Annotated in this window: 20 protein-coding genes; 7 read left to right on the top strand and 13 right to left on the bottom strand. The window is 36.5% G+C overall.

Annotated elements, in window-relative coordinates:
• Positions 1 to 27: 27 nt before the first annotated feature.
• Positions 28 to 819 carry an inositol monophosphatase family protein gene (locus NSS74_RS04645; RefSeq protein WP_002033721.1) on the bottom strand — a complete coding sequence of 264 codons (792 nt, stop codon included), beginning with the start codon at positions 817 to 819 and terminating at the stop codon, positions 28 to 30.
• Positions 820 to 907: 88 nt separating this feature from the next.
• Entirely contained in the window at positions 908 to 1096 is a 189-nt protein-coding gene (locus tag NSS74_RS04640; protein WP_002121995.1) for a hypothetical protein, read from the bottom strand.
• 205 nt (positions 1097 to 1301) lie between these two features.
• Here NSS74_RS04640 and NSS74_RS04635 point away from each other — a divergent pair, with 205 nt between their 5' ends.
• Complete coding sequence (locus NSS74_RS04635; RefSeq protein ID WP_002014864.1) at positions 1302 to 1928, top strand: YktB family protein; 627 nt, start codon at positions 1302 to 1304, stop codon at positions 1926 to 1928.
• An 80-nt stretch (positions 1929 to 2008) separates the two neighbouring features.
• On the opposite strand, the gene NSS74_RS04630 is transcribed toward NSS74_RS04635, so the two are convergent.
• Positions 2009 to 2278, bottom strand: coding sequence for a UPF0223 family protein (locus NSS74_RS04630; protein WP_002014862.1), 270 nt, complete (start codon positions 2276 to 2278; stop codon positions 2009 to 2011).
• Between the two features lie 383 nt (positions 2279 to 2661).
• Between NSS74_RS04630 and speA the strand changes: the two genes are divergently transcribed.
• Both speA and NSS74_RS04620 read left to right on the top strand, forming a co-directional pair.
• Positions 2662 to 4134, top strand: coding sequence for an arginine decarboxylase (speA, locus tag NSS74_RS04625; RefSeq protein ID WP_002142966.1), 1473 nt, complete (start codon positions 2662 to 2664; stop codon positions 4132 to 4134).
• Between the two features lie 618 nt (positions 4135 to 4752).
• Positions 4753 to 5583, top strand: a complete 831-nt coding sequence (locus tag NSS74_RS04620; RefSeq protein ID WP_002014859.1) for a protein-glutamine gamma-glutamyltransferase — start codon at positions 4753 to 4755, stop codon at positions 5581 to 5583.
• 37 nt (positions 5584 to 5620) lie between these two features.
• On the opposite strand, the gene NSS74_RS04615 is transcribed toward NSS74_RS04620, so the two are convergent.
• The 4 genes from NSS74_RS04615 to NSS74_RS04600 form a co-directional block, all read right to left on the bottom strand.
• Positions 5621 to 5749, bottom strand: a complete 129-nt coding sequence (locus NSS74_RS04615; RefSeq protein ID WP_002142969.1) for a GapA-binding peptide SR1P — start codon at positions 5747 to 5749, stop codon at positions 5621 to 5623.
• Between the two features lie 44 nt (positions 5750 to 5793).
• Entirely contained in the window at positions 5794 to 5922 is a 129-nt protein-coding gene (locus NSS74_RS04610) for a GapA-binding peptide SR1P (RefSeq protein ID WP_002142970.1), read from the bottom strand.
• Positions 5923 to 5981: 59 nt separating this feature from the next.
• Positions 5982 to 6110 carry a GapA-binding peptide SR1P gene (locus NSS74_RS04605; RefSeq protein ID WP_000536778.1) on the bottom strand — a complete coding sequence of 43 codons (129 nt, stop codon included), beginning with the start codon at positions 6108 to 6110 and terminating at the stop codon, positions 5982 to 5984.
• Positions 6111 to 6305: 195 nt separating this feature from the next.
• Entirely contained in the window at positions 6306 to 6602 is a 297-nt protein-coding gene (locus NSS74_RS04600) for a DUF3055 domain-containing protein (RefSeq protein WP_000462037.1), read from the bottom strand.
• A 134-nt stretch (positions 6603 to 6736) separates the two neighbouring features.
• On the opposite strand from NSS74_RS04600, the gene NSS74_RS04595 reads away from it, so the two are divergent.
• Positions 6737 to 7129 (top strand): DUF1885 family protein, encoded by a 393-nt coding sequence (locus tag NSS74_RS04595; RefSeq protein WP_002014853.1) that lies wholly within the window; start codon positions 6737 to 6739, stop codon positions 7127 to 7129.
• Position 7130: 1 nt separating this feature from the next.
• Here NSS74_RS04595 and NSS74_RS04590 read toward each other — a convergent pair whose 3' ends face one another.
• The 5 genes from NSS74_RS04590 to pdhA form a co-directional block, all read right to left on the bottom strand.
• Complete coding sequence (locus tag NSS74_RS04590; RefSeq protein WP_002088334.1) at positions 7131 to 7358, bottom strand: hypothetical protein; 228 nt, start codon at positions 7356 to 7358, stop codon at positions 7131 to 7133.
• Between the two features lie 212 nt (positions 7359 to 7570).
• Positions 7571 to 8983, bottom strand: coding sequence for a dihydrolipoyl dehydrogenase (gene lpdA / locus NSS74_RS04585; protein WP_002014851.1), 1413 nt, complete (start codon positions 8981 to 8983; stop codon positions 7571 to 7573).
• Positions 8984 to 8988: 5 nt separating this feature from the next.
• The gene (pdhC, locus tag NSS74_RS04580) at positions 8989 to 10281 is read right to left on the bottom strand and encodes a pyruvate dehydrogenase complex dihydrolipoyllysine-residue acetyltransferase (RefSeq protein ID WP_002033838.1); all 1293 of its coding nucleotides are present in this window, start codon (positions 10279 to 10281) and stop codon (positions 8989 to 8991) included.
• Between the two features lie 93 nt (positions 10282 to 10374).
• Positions 10375 to 11352, bottom strand: a complete 978-nt coding sequence (gene pdhB / locus NSS74_RS04575; RefSeq protein WP_002033837.1) for a pyruvate dehydrogenase complex E1 component subunit beta — start codon at positions 11350 to 11352, stop codon at positions 10375 to 10377.
• Positions 11353 to 11355: 3 nt separating this feature from the next.
• Positions 11356 to 12471, bottom strand: a complete 1116-nt coding sequence (pdhA, locus tag NSS74_RS04570) for a pyruvate dehydrogenase E1 component subunit alpha (protein WP_000536893.1) — start codon at positions 12469 to 12471, stop codon at positions 11356 to 11358.
• Positions 12472 to 12984: 513 nt separating this feature from the next.
• Here pdhA and NSS74_RS04565 point away from each other — a divergent pair.
• Both NSS74_RS04565 and def read left to right on the top strand, forming a co-directional pair.
• A complete protein-coding gene (locus tag NSS74_RS04565; RefSeq protein WP_002014847.1) occupies positions 12985 to 13134 on the top strand; it encodes a YjcZ family sporulation protein in 150 nt (49 codons plus the stop codon).
• A 167-nt stretch (positions 13135 to 13301) separates the two neighbouring features.
• Positions 13302 to 13856 (top strand): peptide deformylase, encoded by a 555-nt coding sequence (gene def / locus NSS74_RS04560; protein WP_002014846.1) that lies wholly within the window; start codon positions 13302 to 13304, stop codon positions 13854 to 13856.
• 62 nt (positions 13857 to 13918) lie between these two features.
• Here def and NSS74_RS04555 read toward each other — a convergent pair whose 3' ends face one another.
• Positions 13919 to 14692, bottom strand: a complete 774-nt coding sequence (locus NSS74_RS04555; protein WP_002033835.1) for a Cof-type HAD-IIB family hydrolase — start codon at positions 14690 to 14692, stop codon at positions 13919 to 13921.
• A gap of 548 nt (positions 14693 to 15240) precedes the next feature.
• Here NSS74_RS04555 and NSS74_RS04550 point away from each other — a divergent pair.
• Positions 15241 to 15453, top strand: a complete 213-nt coding sequence (locus tag NSS74_RS04550; protein WP_000576436.1) for a DNA-dependent RNA polymerase subunit epsilon — start codon at positions 15241 to 15243, stop codon at positions 15451 to 15453.
• Positions 15454 to 15456 lie beyond the last annotated feature (3 nt).

Genomic DNA, 15456 nt, shown 5'->3' with positions numbered 1-15456 from the left:
CTTCTTTATGCCTCTTACTTTTTTTCATTATTGCGATACAAATGGTAATAATTCTTCGTATACTCCTGGTTTTGCAACTAACACACTGCTTTTCTCTACAATAGAAAGAGGCGTTCCCAAGAACGTTGTCACTTTACCGCCAACTTCCTCTACAATAATCTGTCCCCCGCCAAAGTCCCATGGCGATAAGCGCGGTGTTACATATGCGTCTAATCTTCCCGTGGCAACATATACCATTTCTAACGCTGCACAACCATATGACCTCGTACCTCTCGCCTTCTTAACGAGCATCATCATTTTTTCCATATTAAGCAATGGATTATCAGTAAGCCATATCGCATTCAAAGCTATAACTCCATGCTCTACCGTTCCTTTTTCCAACATGGGAATAGCTAAATCATTGCAAAAAGCCCCTTCTCCCTTTACCGCATGATATAGTTCGTCATGAACTGGATCATAAATAAGACCAATCTTTCCGATACCGTTCTCATAAATCCCGATTGAGATTGCGAAATTTCTTTTTTGATGAACAAAGTTCATCGTGCCATCAATTGGATCAATTAACCAAACAACCCCATTAGAAGAGGTAATCTCATCTCCATAGCCTTCTTCTCCTAAAATATTATGAGCCGGGAATGTTTCTTTAATTTTCCCAATTAAAAACTGCTCCGTTTCTCGGTCCATATTTGTTACTAGATCAGCTGCATTTGACTTTGTTTCTATAATAAGTGTTTTTTTCAGTGACGCCATTAATTGTTCTCCGGCTTCTCGAATCCACTGTTTCGCGTGTGTATCGATGTCTTTCCATACTTCTTGCATGTTTAAACACTCCGATCTATACTGTTCACAGAAAAAACGAACCCTTTATAAGGTTCGCACCAACTAATTATTTATACATATACTATTATTACGCTTCTAAACGGATCATTTCAAGTCTTAACACTTCTAATTTTTGTACGCACTCTTCTTTTTTCTGTTTGTCATTATCCATCATCGCATCATATAAAGTTGCTAATTCATAATCTAGCTCCAAACGTAGCACCGGAATTCTCTTTTCAGCATCTGTTCTCTTTAACGCATTAATCACCTGTCTCATTTTTTTGCCTCCTCCCAATATTCGTCTGCCCTCGGACTAGAATTGATTCAATTTTCTGATTTTTTGTTTTATACTATACTATGTTGGATAAATCATCTATGCAACAAAATTATATTTTTTTATTTAAATTTTTTTGTGATGTTTTTTTTATGAATAGTACAAGCTATGCTAAAATTAAAACAAAATAGGAGTTGGAGGAACAATCATGACACTACAAACATTCACATCAACTGATTTTGAAGTCTTTACTGTTGATGGTCTTGAAGAACGAATGAGCGCAATTAAAACGAATATTCATCCTAAGCTAGAAGCTTTAGGGGAACAATTTGCAGAATATTTATCACAACAAACTGATGAAAACTTTTTCTACCATGTAGCAAAACATGCACGCCGCAAAGTCAATCCACCAAACGATACTTGGGTTGCTTTTTCAACAAATAAACGTGGATATAAAATGTTACCACACTTTCAAATTGGTTTATGGGGTACTCACGCCTTCATATACTTTGGTTTAATCTATGAGTGTCCACAAAAAGTGGAGACGGCTCACGCCTTCTTAGAACATTTAAATGATTTAAAAACAAATATTCCAAATGACTTCGTTTGGTCCATTGACCATACTAAACCAGGTGTAAAACTGCATAAAACGCTTGAAACGGAAGACTTACAAAAGATGATTGAACGTTTAGCTACTGTGAAAAAAGCAGAGTTATTAGTCGGTATTCATATATCACCAGAGGAGTTTTCAGCAATGACCAACGAACAATTCCTTGCTAAGATTGAATCTACGATGCAACCACTCCTTCCTTTATATGCACTTTGTAATCGATAGTAGAAAACGGACAATTTATATTGTCCGTTTTTAGTTGTTATCACATTATAGCACTTTGCATTTTAATTTTCAAAATATTTTTACATTTTTACAATCTTTTTTTCCGCTACTTCTTTTGCTCTTTGAATCGTACGATATATAGAATATCCACTTACTTCTTGAAATTCTTTATCAATTTTTTTCTCCGCTGCCTTCGATGGCACAATCTCTTTAAAACGACGATATAATTCCATCAAATCTTCTCTCAAAACTCCTTTTTCATATACCTTTTCAATCGCTTCATAAAACTTTACAACTGCTACCATTTCTTCATTTGACCAATTGTAATCAAGTGGATATTGATATTCCATTTTTGCACCTCATTCAGTATTCTTTCTTTTTCTATTATGCTACCTTTAAGACAACCTTTTATTCTTCACTATAGCCACTCTGCATTATACACCATTTATCCATTTCAATGGAATTGTCTTCCTCTTTGCAGTATTTAAAATATAACTATTAAACATACTCACCTTGAAAATGCGATTTTTCTATACATCTATAATTATTGGTGATATAATGCTTTTGTTTTATAGAGAATAAAGTGAGACTACCATCCCAAAAAAGGCTTTTGCGAATGGCAGAAAAACAAGTCAAGTTCTAAAAGTTTGTCATCTTAATTTCCTTTTAGAATGAGATGAAATCATATAAAACAAACTCTAATAAATATTACGAAGAAGAAGGGGTGTATAGATTGTCCCAATACGAAACACCATTGTTTACCGCTTTAGTTGAGCACAGTAAGCGAAATCCAGTTCAATTCCATATTCCTGGTCATAAAAAAGGACAGGGCATGGATCCTACATTTCGCGAATTTATTGGGCATAATGCATTAGCAATTGATTTAATTAATATTGCGCCGCTCGATGATTTACATCATCCAAAAGGTATGATTAAAGAAGCGCAGGATTTAGCAGCCGCTGCTTTCGGTGCAGATCATACGTTCTTTTCTATTCAAGGTACAAGTGGTGCAATTATGACAATGGTGATGAGCGTGTGCGGTCCTGGGGATAAAATCCTCGTGCCACGGAATGTGCATAAATCAGTAATGTCAGCTATTATTTTCTCAGGTGCAAAACCAATTTTCATGCATCCTGAGATTGATCCGAAGCTCGGTATTTCACATGGGATCACAATTCAATCTGTCAAAAAGGCTCTTGAAGAGCACTCAGATGCGAAAGGCTTACTTGTTATAAATCCAACATATTTTGGGTTTGCTGCAGATTTAGAGCAGATTGTAGAATTAGCTCATTCTTACGATATTCCTGTACTTGTTGATGAGGCTCACGGTGTTCATATCCATTTTCATGATGAACTACCAATATCAGCTATGCAAGCAGGTGCAGATATGGCAGCAACAAGTGTTCACAAATTAGGTGGGTCTTTAACCCAAAGCTCTATTCTTAATGTAAAAGAAGGTCTTGTGAACGTAAAGCATGTCCAATCCATTATTAGCATGCTTACGACTACATCAACTTCTTACATTTTGTTAGCATCCCTTGATGTTGCTAGAAAACGTCTTGCTACAGAAGGAACAGCTCTCATAGAACAAACAATACAATTAGCTGAGCATGTTCGTGATGCTATAAATGTTATTGAGCATCTTTATTGTCCCGGAAAAGAAATGCTAGGAACAGATGCTACTTTTAACTATGATCCTACAAAGATAATTGTATCTGTAAAAGATTTAGGTATTACAGGCCATCAGGCTGAAGTATGGCTTAGAGAACATTACAACATTGAAGTAGAACTCTCTGATTTATATAACATACTTTGTCTTATCACATTTGGAGATACAGAAAGTGAAACAGATACACTTATTACAGCATTACAAGATTTAGCAGCAACATATAGAAATAGAGCAGACAAAGGTGTTCAAGTACAAGTAGAAATACCTGAAATACCTGTGCTAGCACTTTCTCCTAGAGATGCTTTTTATTCAGAAACAGAAGTCATTCCATTTGAAAACGCAGCAGGTCGTATTATAGCTGATTTTGTTATGGTTTATCCGCCAGGGATTCCAATCTTTACTCCGGGGGAAATTATTACACAAGATAACTTAGAGTATATTCTTAAAAATTTAGAAGCTGGGTTACCTGTACAAGGTCCTGAAGATATGACATTACAAACATTACGTGTTATTAAAGAGTACAAGCCTATCAGTTGATAGGCTTTTCTTTCACCTTTTTTCTCTTTTTTTCATACGATACTAAAGAATTTGACATTCCCACCCTAATGGGGCAAGCTGACTAACATCAGTGGGATTCTTGCTACCTAAGGCGAAGTCCATTTCTGGTATCGCTGACGTGCAAGATTGCGGTGTGCCATCACCACTCTCACAACAGACCGTATAGGTTCGTGAGCTACTGTACTATACCATACCGTACAGATTCGTGTTCAGGTGTTTTAGCGTCTTGTTCTTGACGACACATATCATTTTACCGATAGCTTGAATTCGGCTATCGAACTCCCTATGCTATCTTTTTTCAAAGAACACATTGGCGTTTTAAAGACTTGTACTTGTCTGTAGTTAAAGTCTACCAAAATATAAAGTGAAACTTTAATCAGTGGGGTTTTGTTCATCCCCACTGATTATTAGCCTTCACCAATCGGGCGTTTACGGGTAGCAGGGCTCCAGCCGAATTTTGAGGTGGAATTCTTACTGCCCGCAAATAGCGGGATAAATGTTTTTCTATGAAAAAGCGATACTTTCATCCTATGTCTAAAGTCCAATATAGGCTTTCCCGTATCGCGAAATCTGTAACGTATAGGTGGGGATACCATTATGATTGTGATAGGCCGTTCTATTGTACACCCTTATATCACAAATGAATATGAGCCATTTGCAGCTGAAAAACAACAGATTTTATCCATAATGGCGGGAAATCAAGAAGTTTATTCCTTCCGAACAGCCGATGAACTCAGCTTTGATCTTAATTTACGAGTTAATATTATTACTTCCGCGCTAGAACTTTTTCAAAGTGGATTTCAGTTTCGTACGTTTCAACAATCTTTTTGCAACCCTCAGTTTTGGGAAAGAACATCACTTGGCGGATTTCAACTACTCCCAAACATAGCCCCTTCCATTGCCATCCAAGATATTTTTAAAAACGGAAAACTATATGGAACTGAATGTGCCACCGCAATGATTATCATTTTTTACAAAGCATTACTATCATTATATGAGGAAAAAACTTTCAACCGTCTATTCGCAAACCTCTTACTTTATACATGGGACTACGATCGCGACTTAAAGCTCATAACAAAAACGAGTGGCGATATCGTTCCAGGTGACCTCGTTTACTTTAAAAATCCACAAGTTAATCCAGCTACGATTGAGTGGCAAGGAGAAAATGCAATCTATCTAGGAAACTTCTTTTTTTACGGACATGGCGTAGGCGTAAAAACGAAAGAGGAAATTATTTATTCATTAAATGAACGAAGGATTCCTTATGCTTTTATTTCAGCTTATTTAACCGATTTTATTACTCGTATTGATAGCCGTATGATGAGTCAATATGCCCCTCCTAACACGCCACAAACATCAATAGGATTTATTCCTATTAGAGATGATGCAATTGTTGCAACAGTCGGGCATACAACTACAATCTATTAAAAAAACGCCTACATGTGTAGGCGTTTTTTCTTAATTATTAAGCTTTTGTATGTTCTGTATGGTCACATTCGCAATGAGATCCACATTTCCCATAAAGTACTGTTGATTTTTCATCTTCAAAATGTGCGATTGTTCCTTCACAAACTTGGCATACGATTGTTCCCATTTTCATTTCCCCCTGAGTTTAAAGAATAATCTACTTATATATGATTAAGCTTTCGCATTTTCTCTACTAGCACAGTCACAATTGGAACCACATTTCCCATAAAGTACTGTCGTTTTCACATCTTCAAAATGTCCGATTGTTCCTTCACAAACTTGGCATACGATTGTTCCCATTTTTCATTTCCCCCTAAGTTTATGGTCCTAAAAACTTTTAGCTGTCAATTTCCTATCAATTATTGGGCTTTTGTATGTTCTGTGTGATCACATCCGCAAGATCCACATTTCCCGTAAAGTACCGTTACTTTCTCATCCTCGAAGTGTGCAATTGTACCTTCACAATCTTGACATACGATTGTTCCCATTTTTCATTTCCCCCTAAGTTTATAATCCCAAAAACTTTTGTAACCGCTTAACTTTCTGTCTTTATTTTAATATGTTATACTTTTTACGTCAATAGGTTTTTAGTATAACACATTAAATATTTTAAAATTAAATTAGTATGCGATATTAACACAAAAAAACAGCCATATCTCATACGTACGACTGTTTCTTGTTAATTATTCTTCATACTCCGCATGCAAAGAAGTAGACGGAACAAGAAATTTAAAAAACTGAGCTAACTCCTCCGCCTCCTCTTCCGATCCTAACTTAAAAGTTTCCTGTATATATGGAACATTTTCTACATCATCTCTCCCAAGCAAAGTAGATCTCCCTGTTTGCATACAAACAATAAGTGGCTTTCCAAAAAACATATTTGTATAAATAACTCCAAAATCATAACGTGTATCATGCGTCATAAATCCTAAAAATCGTACCTTCACACTTTCATGCTCATCATACAATTTTTCAAACATGAGTTTCCACCTTTCTAAATAACACTTCCTACTCATTAATATATTAAACAAAAAAAGTAATACTCCTTTTAATTGTCAAAAAATTCAGTAGGATGTAGAATGATATTATTCTACTAAGCTAAGGGGGAATTTGTATGCAACACGCCTTTATCACACTTGTACCTAAATCCAATCAACAATCTGTTTCAATAGAAGATGTTAAACACCTTTTTCATAACTATAAAACCGTTACTTCCAAGACTGGTGATCAAATTAATTATGCTTATACAAATACAGCTTTTCCTTATGAAATATTAGATACATCAGCAACAACATTAAAACTCCAATCGAGTCACGATCGATATGATTCTATTTATGTTGGGATTGGAATAGAAAAGGAACAATCTTTTATTCAGGTTTCTTTGCCTACTACAGCAACATTTGGTGATAAAGGAAAAGCAAATGAATTTAGCCGTTTTCTAGCGAAGAAATTAGAAGGAGAGTTACAACTATTTAATGGAAGAACAATGTATTTCTATAAACGTTAATTTAAAAAATAGAGAATATGATTAAAAAAAGTATGCAATTTGAACACGTAAGGAATAATGCCTGCTTTCTTACGTGTAATACAAAACATGCAATCACATATGCCAAATAAAGAAATACGAAAAAGAGAATTACTTTATAATGAAACTTATCACCATTCGATAATGTTAATACAATGGAAAAACCACTCCATAATAGAAAATGATAAAATATAACATGTAATATTCTCATGGAACCTTCTCCTTTGACATGCTCTATTTTATTAATATATGGGATTAAGTTTGAATCAATTACATATTATATAACGGCATATATGCTAACGGTTCATTTAAAGTATTATATATTCATTCGACAAGTACATATAAAGACCTTGCAAGTCATTTTATGAAAATAAAAATACCCCATCTCTTTAAATAAGAGATGGGGTATTTACATTACTTAAATTATTTTACAATGTGAATTGGCATTCCAAGAGCAACTTCAGCTGCTTCCATTGTGATTTCACCTAATGTTGGGTGAGCATGGATTGTTTGAGCGATATCTTCAGCTGTCATTCCAGCTTCGATAGCTAAACCAATCTCAGAGATAATATCAGAAGCACCTGCACCTGCAACTTGTGCACCTACAAGAAGACCATCTTCTTTACGCGTTACAAGTTGTAAGAAACCGTCAGTGCTGTTTAATGATAATGCACGACCGTTTGCAGCGAATGGGAACTTAGATACAGCTACTGTCATTCCTGCTTCTTCAGCTTGTTTCTTAGTGTAACCAACAGATGCTAATTCTGGATCAGTGAAGCATACTGCAGGAATTCCGATGTAATCGATTGCTGATGCATGGCCACTAATTACTTCAACAGCTACTTTACCTTCGTAAGAAGCTTTGTGAGCTAATGGTGGTCCAGGAACGATATCACCGATTGCATAGATGTTTGAAATATTTGTACGGCATTGCTCATCAATTTCGATAATGCCACGGTCAGTCATTTTAATTCCAACTTGCTCAAGACCGATTTCTTGAGTGTTTGGACGACGACCTACAGTTACTAATACGTAATCTGCTTCTACAGTTTGGATTTCACCGTTAACTTCAAAGCTAACTTTTACGCCAGTTTCTGTTTCTTCAACGCCTTTAGCCATAGCTTTTGTATGGATATTTACGTTACCTTTTTTCTGTAGAGCACGTTTAACAACAGAGCTCATAGCTTTTTCGAAACCAGCTAAGATTTCGTCGCCAGCTTCTACTACAGTAACTTCTGTACCGAAGTTAGCATATGCAGTACCTAATTCCATACCGATGTAACCGCCGCCGATTACAACAAGTTTTTTAGGAATTTCAGGTAAGCTTAAAGCGCCTGTAGAGTTGATAACACGTTTAGAGTATTTGAATCCTGGAATTTCGATTGGTGTAGAACCAGTTGCAAGAACAGCATTTTTAAACGTATAAGTTTGTGCTGCATCTTCAGTCATTACGCGTAATGTGTTAGCATCTACGAAGTAAGCTTCACCGCGAATGATTTCAACTTTGTTACCTTTAAGAAGGCCTTCAACACCGCCAGTTAATTTCTTAACTACGCCGTTTTTCCATTCTTGAACTTTTGTAAAGTCAACTTTTACGTTCTCTGCAGTGATACCCATGTCATCAGAATGCATTGCATTCTCATAACGATGACCTGCATTGATTAACGCTTTTGAAGGAATACATCCAACGTTTAAGCATACGCCACCAAGGTTAGATTTTTCAATAATCGCTACCTTTTGACCTAATTGTGCTGCACGAATTGCCGCAACGTATCCACCAGGACCTGCACCAACAACGACTGTATCTAATTCAATTGGGAAATCTCCTACTACCATTGTTATTACGCCTCCATTACTAATAATTGTGGGTCATTCAATAGACGTTTAATTTGGTTTAATGCTTTTTGAGCAGTTGCGCCGTCAATTAAACGATGGTCAAAGCTTAGAGATAATGCTAATACTGGAGCTGCAACGATTTCACCGTTTTTCACAACTGGTTTCTCAGCGATACGGCCGATACCAAGGATTGCTACTTCTGGGTGATTGATAACTGGAGTGAACCATTGTCCACCTGCAGAACCAATGTTTGTAATTGTGCAAGAAGCACCTTTCATTTCAGTTGGAGCTAAACGACCATCACGTGCTTTACCAGCAAGTTCATTGATCTCGTTAGAGATAGTAAAGATAGATTTACGATCTGTATCTTTAACAACTGGTACTAATAGACCTTTGTCTGTATCAGCTGCGATACCGATGTTGAAGTAATGTTTATGAACGATTTCTTGAGAAGCATCGTCTAAAGCAGTATTCAACATTGGGAATTCACGTAATGCAGATGTTAAAGCTTTTACAACGTATGGAAGGTAAGTTAATTTAATACCTTTGTCAGCTGCAACAGCTTTGAACTTCTTACGGTGAGCAACAAGTTCTGTTACATCTACTTCATCCATTAATGTTACGTGAGGAGCTGTATGCTTAGAGTTAACCATTGCTTTCGCAATCGCTTTACGGATACCACTCATTTTCTCACGAGTTTCTGGATATTCACCAGCTGGGATTGGTTGTGCTTTTGGTGCTTCTTCTTTCGCTGCTGCTGCTGGAGTAGCTTCTACTGCTGCTGGAGCCTCAGTTGCTGCTACAGTTTGTCCACCATTTGCAAATGCATCGATGTCAGTTTTCACAACACGGCCGTTCTTACCAGAACCAGCTACTTTATGAATGTCTACACCTTTTTCACGAGCATATTTACGAACAGATGGCATAGCGATTACACGCTCATTTACTACTTCTGCAGTTGCTGCTGGAGTAGTTTCCGCTGCTGGAGCTTCTACTGCTGCTTCTTCAGCTTTTGGAGCTTCATCATGATCGTCACCTTTAAATTTAAGGTTTTCGTATCCAGGAGCATCAAATTTAATTAATGTATCTCCTACAATTGCAACTGTTCCTTCTTCTACAAGTACTTCAAGTACTTTACCTTTAACAGGAGAAGGGATTTCTACTACTGCTTTATCATTTTGTACTTCAAGAAGTACATCATCTTCATTTACTTCATCGCCTGGTTTAATAAACCATTTTACGATTTCACCTTCGTGGATACCTTCACCGATATCTGGTAGTTTAAATTCAAATGCCACGGAATTCAGCCCCCTGATTCATTTCATTATTATGGAATATGTACAAAAGAAACCAGCATGTGCTGATTTCTTTTGCACATGAAAAACTAAAAATTAGAAGTTCATTACTTTGTTAACAGCTTCAACAATATCTTTATGGTTTGGTAACCATACGCTCTCAGCTTGAGAGAATGGGAATACTGTATCAGCAGCTGCAACACGTACAACTGGAGCTTCTAAGTTTAAGATTGCACGGTCGTTAATTTCCGCTACAACGTTAGCTGCAATACCAGCTTGTTTTTGAGCTTCTTGAACTACAACTACGCGGCCTGTTTTTTCAACAGAAGCGATGATTGTTTCGATATCTAATGGTTGAACTGTACGTAAGTCAACAACCTCTAAAGAGATACCTTCTTTTTCAAGTTCTTCAGCAGCTTTTAATGCAGCATGAACCATAGCACCATAAGCGATAACAGATACATCTGTACCTTCACGTTTGATGTCAGCTTTGCCTAAATCAATTGTGTAATCACCTTCTGGTACATCTTGACGGAATGAACGGTACAATTTCATATGCTCTAAGTAGATAACTGGATCGTTGTCACGAATCGCAGAGATTAAAAGACCTTTTGCATCGTATGGAGTAGATGGAATAACAACTTTTAGACCAGGTTGTTGTGCCACTAATCCTTCTAAGCTATCAGCATGTAGTTCAGGAGTATGAACACCACCACCGAATGGAGAACGAATTGTTACTGGAGCAGTCCAACGTCCACCAGAACGGTAACGCATACGAGCTAATTGACCAGAAACTGAATCCATTACTTCAAAAATGAAACCGAAGAATTGGATTTCTGGAACTGGACGGAAGCCTTCAAGTGCAAGTCCAACTGCAAGTCCACCAATACCAGACTCTGCAAGTGGAGTATCCATTACACGATCTTCACCGAATTCAGCTTGTAAACCTTCAGTAGCACGGAATACTCCGCCGTTTACACCAACGTCTTCACCAAACACAAGTACGTTAGGATCATTTTTCATTTCAACGCGTAAAGCATCAGTGATTGCTTGAATCATTGTCATTTGAGCCATGGCTTACTTCGACTCCTTTTCTTTGTAAATTTCATATTGTTCAGCTAAGTTGTAAGGCATTTTTTCGTACATGATTTCCATTAAATCAGTAACTTTTTGTTTTGGAGCTTGGTCAGCCTTAGCAATTGCTTGTTTGATATCTTCTTTTGCTTCTTCGATAACTTTCTCTTCAACTTCTTGAGACCATAGGCCTTTGTTTTCTAAGAATGCACGGAAGCGTACGATTGGATCTTTTTGTTCCCATTCGTTTTCGATATCTTTTGTACGGTAACGAGTTGGGTCATCACCAGCCATTGTATGTGGACCATAACGGAATGTTAAAGTCTCGATTAAAGTAGGACCTTCGCCATTTACTGCGCGCTCACGAGCGAAAGCAGTTGCTGCGTATACAGCTAATGGATCCATACCGTCTACTTGAATTCCGTAAATACCTGCTGCTACTGCTTTTTGTGCTACAGTTTTAGCTGCAGATTGCTTTTCTACTGGAGTAGAGATTGCATAACGGTTGTTTTGTACAACGAAGATTGCTGGAGCTTTAAATGCACCCGCAAAGTTCATACCTTCGTAGAAGTCACCTTGTGAAGCACCACCGTCACCAGTGTAAGTAATTGCAACAGATTTTTTACCACGTAATTTCATACCTAACGCAACACCAGCAGTTTGGATGATTTGCGCACCGATAATGATTTGTGGAGCAAGTGCATTTACATTCTCAGGCATTTGGTTACCCATGAAATGTCCACGAGAGAATAAGAATGCTTGGTATAATGGTAGGCCGTGCCACACTAATTGTGGAACGTCACGATATCCTGGTAAGATGAAATCTTCTGCTTCAAGTGCGAAATGACTTGCTAATTGAGAAGCCTCTTGTCCAGCAGTTGGTGCGTAGAAACCTAAACGTCCTTGACGGTTTAAAGAAATAGAACGTTGATCTAGTACGCGAGTATACACCATACGGCGCATTAATTCTTTTAATTGATCATCAGATAATTCAGGCATAGCTGCTTCATTCACAACTTCGCCTTTTTCATTTAAAATTTGTAATGTTTCAAATTGAGCTGCGATAGCTTTCATTTGCTCATCAACATTAAATAGGGTCTTTTTTGTTTTAGTACCCATTCCGTTCACCTCTTCCTCTCTTGAACCATATTCTGAAACGCTTTCACTATCTATTAGCTAGACTGAAAGCGCAACAATGTAAACCAACAAATTTGTTTGTCGGTTGAGAATAATTTTGTGTACCTAACAATCTGTACTAATGTTTTTTCAAAAACATATTAATACAATCTTGATCACGTTTTTTAGTTTACAACTATTCTAATTACGATGTCAATTACTTTGAATACGTTTTTTTATAAATAATATGCCGGTTTCCTCTACACAAACGTGTTTTTATTTTTCACATCTGTATTAGTAAGCAATAACCTGCTGTTATATTATTCCCTTTTTAACTTATTTTTTCTCTTAGAATAATATGTAAACGATTTAATTCTCCTTAGTTTTTCTCTCTTCTCAAGAAAATTATACAAACACTTCTTCCTTTTATAGGTAAATACCTATACATTTCTGATCATTCCTCCATACATTATAGTAACCGCAGTATTAGCGGGAAATGATAAAGGAGGTCATCTCATGTACGGATACTCATATTGCTATCCAACAACTTGTTCATATCCTTCCTACGGTTATGGCGGTTCTTGTGGCGGATCTGGAAGCGGCTTCGCCTTAATCGTTGTGTTGTTTATCCTTTTAATTATCGTTGGTGCTGCTTGCATTCGCTAATTAATGTAAAATGAAACAACTATGGAAAGAAACAGACGGCTTTGCCGTCTTTTCTTTTTATTACATAACTTATCTGTAGAAGATTTGTTTCCAAGTAGCTCTTCCTTACTTGCCGATGACTTTTTTTATCTCCTTTGGTAGACTAAAGGAGAAAGGAGAGATTACATATGCTTACAATGAATGAGGTAATTCGTGAAGGAAATCCTATTTTGCGCGACGTCGCAGAAGAGGTCTCCTTACCTGCTAGCGAGGAAGATACAAATACTCTTAAAGAAATGATTGAATTTGTAATAAATAGCCAGGACCCTGAAATGGCTGAAAAATATAATTTACGCCCCGGAATCGGATTAGCGGCTCCGCAAATCGGTATTTCAAAGAAAATGATTGCGGTTCATGTAACTGATACGAACGATACGTTATATAGCTACGCATTATTTAACCCAAAAATCATTAGTCATTCTGTTGAACGTACATATTTACAAAATGGTGAAGGCTGTCTATCTGTAGACCGTGAAGTACCTGGTTATGTCCCTCGTTACACGAGAATTACAGTAAAGGCAACAACGATTAACGGTGAAGACGTAAAACTGCGATTAAAAGGTTTACCAGCAATTGTATTCCAACATGAAATCGACCATTTAAACGGTGTTATGTTCTATGACCATATTAATAAAGACAATCCATTTGTGGCTCCCGATGATTCAAAACCTCTCGAGCGATAATAGTAAAAAGGCGGAAGTTAACCTTCCGCCTTTTTATTATATGAAATGGGTTCCACACTTACTTATAACAAGCCAGCCCACTTTAATCCGTGATAAATACCGTCTTCATTAACATCTTTTGTCACATAATTAGCAAGTTTTTTCAAATCCTCATGACCATTCCCCATCACAATGCCCGTTCCTACTGCTTCAATCATTTCTAAATCATTTAATCCGTCCCCAAATGCATATACTTGTTCACGATTAAATCCTATTTTCTCAATAAACTTCTCAATCCCTTTTGCCTTAGAACCACCATTAGGGATAATATCCATTGAATATGCATGCCAGCGTATAAAATGAAAATCTGGATAATGATGAATAAACTTTTCTTCTTCGTTTACTTCACAAAAAAGAAGCGTTTGATAAATATCGCGTTTCTCATAAAAATCAGGTTCATATGCCGGATGATCGAATTGTAAGCTTCCAAAACCTTCTTTTACATAATCATGATATTCCACTGACGCTCTCATTTCTTGATGGTCAAGATATACAAGTGGATATCCTTCTTGTTTTGCAAACTGAGTAAACTTATGTAGAGCATCAGGATGTAATGGATTATTAAATAATACCTCATCCTCAAATACAACATACTGCCCGTTAAAACTAACATAATTATGTATATTGAGTTCCTCACGAATATCTTCAAACATAAATGGCGCACGCCCTGTCGCAATCGCTACATGCACACCTTTTTCTTGTAAATCTCTTACTGCATCTCTTGTAGATTGCGGAATTTTCTTATCATGATCTAATAATGTTCCATCAATATCAAAAAAGACAATTTTATCATTCATTTGTCAAAATCCTTTCTGGCACTCTATATTCCTATTTTGATTATCACTTTTCAAATTTCAAAAAAAAGTATAACATATTAAACATCTGTGAAGAAAGCGTTCACTTTCTGACCTTATTTATGAAATGTGCATATACTATTAGTGAAAAAATGTGGATACTTGTTCGGATGAATTTTCTTTTCTATTCTTCCTCATACTATATCTATAACTAACGGCTACTAATCGTTACTACAAGATAACTTACACTATACTAAAAAGAACAAGATTCACTATTCACTTCTAATCTTCTTTCTTGTATGGGAGACAGAGTTATCATTAGTAATATGCATGTTTAAAATAAGGAAAGGAAGGAGTAATCATGCTGAAGAAGCTGAAGAAAAAGCTCAAGCGTTATTTAAACGATTTAGTCCGTAAGAAGACAATCGCTTAAATTGTGCCCATTTCGGGCTTTTTCTTCATTCTCATTCGAAAAAACATGAAAATCGTGACTGTTTGCTTTATAATAAGTAACAGATAATGCAAAACATAGACAAGGAGAGGTTTTCCAAATGATTTTTAAAGTATTTTATCAAGAAAAATTAACTGAGGTCCCAGTACGTGAAAATACAAAAGTTTTATATTTAGAGGCTACGTCTCAAAAGGATGTTCGTAAAAAATTAAATAAGTTCGCATATAATATCGAGTTCGTTCAGTCTGTTACTGGTGCTCATCTTGAATATGAAAAACAAAACGCTGATTTAATATTAGCGGAGATCGTATAGTCA

This window comes from Bacillus sp. FSL E2-8868 (genome assembly GCF_038005505.1).
GTDB classification, from domain to species: domain Bacteria; phylum Bacillota; class Bacilli; order Bacillales; family Bacillaceae_G; genus Bacillus_A; species Bacillus_A mycoides.
This window is presented reverse-complemented; position numbering and strand designations above follow the sequence as displayed.

What these genes read in the sequence shown, in the direction of transcription:
- lpdA (WP_002014851.1), bottom strand. Translation starts at nt 8,983, where the DNA reads ATGGTAGTAGGAGATTTCCCAATTGAATTAGATACAGTCGTTGTTGGT.
- def (WP_002014846.1), top strand. Translation starts at nt 13,302, where the DNA reads ATGCTTACAATGAATGAGGTAATTCGTGAAGGAAATCCTATTTTGCGC.
- NSS74_RS04555 (WP_002033835.1), bottom strand. Translation starts at nt 14,692, where the DNA reads ATGAATGATAAAATTGTCTTTTTTGATATTGATGGAACATTATTAGAT.
- NSS74_RS04640 (WP_002121995.1), bottom strand. Translation starts at nt 1,096, where the DNA reads ATGAGACAGGTGATTAATGCGTTAAAGAGAACAGATGCTGAAAAGAGA.
- pdhB (WP_002033837.1), bottom strand. Translation starts at nt 11,352, where the DNA reads ATGGCTCAAATGACAATGATTCAAGCAATCACTGATGCTTTACGCGTT.
- NSS74_RS04605 (WP_000536778.1), bottom strand. Translation starts at nt 6,110, where the DNA reads ATGGGAACAATCGTATGTCAAGATTGTGAAGGTACAATTGCACACTTC.
- NSS74_RS04550 (WP_000576436.1), top strand. Translation starts at nt 15,241, where the DNA reads ATGATTTTTAAAGTATTTTATCAAGAAAAATTAACTGAGGTCCCAGTA.
- NSS74_RS04615 (WP_002142969.1), bottom strand. Translation starts at nt 5,749, where the DNA reads ATGGGAACAATCGTATGCCAAGTTTGTGAAGGAACAATCGCACATTTT.
- pdhA (WP_000536893.1), bottom strand. Translation starts at nt 12,471, where the DNA reads ATGGGTACTAAAACAAAAAAGACCCTATTTAATGTTGATGAGCAAATG.
- NSS74_RS04565 (WP_002014847.1), top strand. Translation starts at nt 12,985, where the DNA reads ATGTACGGATACTCATATTGCTATCCAACAACTTGTTCATATCCTTCC.
- NSS74_RS04600 (WP_000462037.1), bottom strand. Translation starts at nt 6,602, where the DNA reads ATGTTTGAAAAATTGTATGATGAGCATGAAAGTGTGAAGGTACGATTT.
- NSS74_RS04595 (WP_002014853.1), top strand. Translation starts at nt 6,737, where the DNA reads ATGCAACACGCCTTTATCACACTTGTACCTAAATCCAATCAACAATCT.
- NSS74_RS04590 (WP_002088334.1), bottom strand. Translation starts at nt 7,358, where the DNA reads ATGAGAATATTACATGTTATATTTTATCATTTTCTATTATGGAGTGGT.
- NSS74_RS04630 (WP_002014862.1), bottom strand. Translation starts at nt 2,278, where the DNA reads ATGGAATATCAATATCCACTTGATTACAATTGGTCAAATGAAGAAATG.
- NSS74_RS04620 (WP_002014859.1), top strand. Translation starts at nt 4,753, where the DNA reads ATGATTGTGATAGGCCGTTCTATTGTACACCCTTATATCACAAATGAA.
- NSS74_RS04610 (WP_002142970.1), bottom strand. Translation starts at nt 5,922, where the DNA reads ATGGGAACAATCGTATGCCAAGTTTGTGAAGGAACAATCGGACATTTT.
- NSS74_RS04635 (WP_002014864.1), top strand. Translation starts at nt 1,302, where the DNA reads ATGACACTACAAACATTCACATCAACTGATTTTGAAGTCTTTACTGTT.
- NSS74_RS04645 (WP_002033721.1), bottom strand. Translation starts at nt 819, where the DNA reads ATGCAAGAAGTATGGAAAGACATCGATACACACGCGAAACAGTGGATT.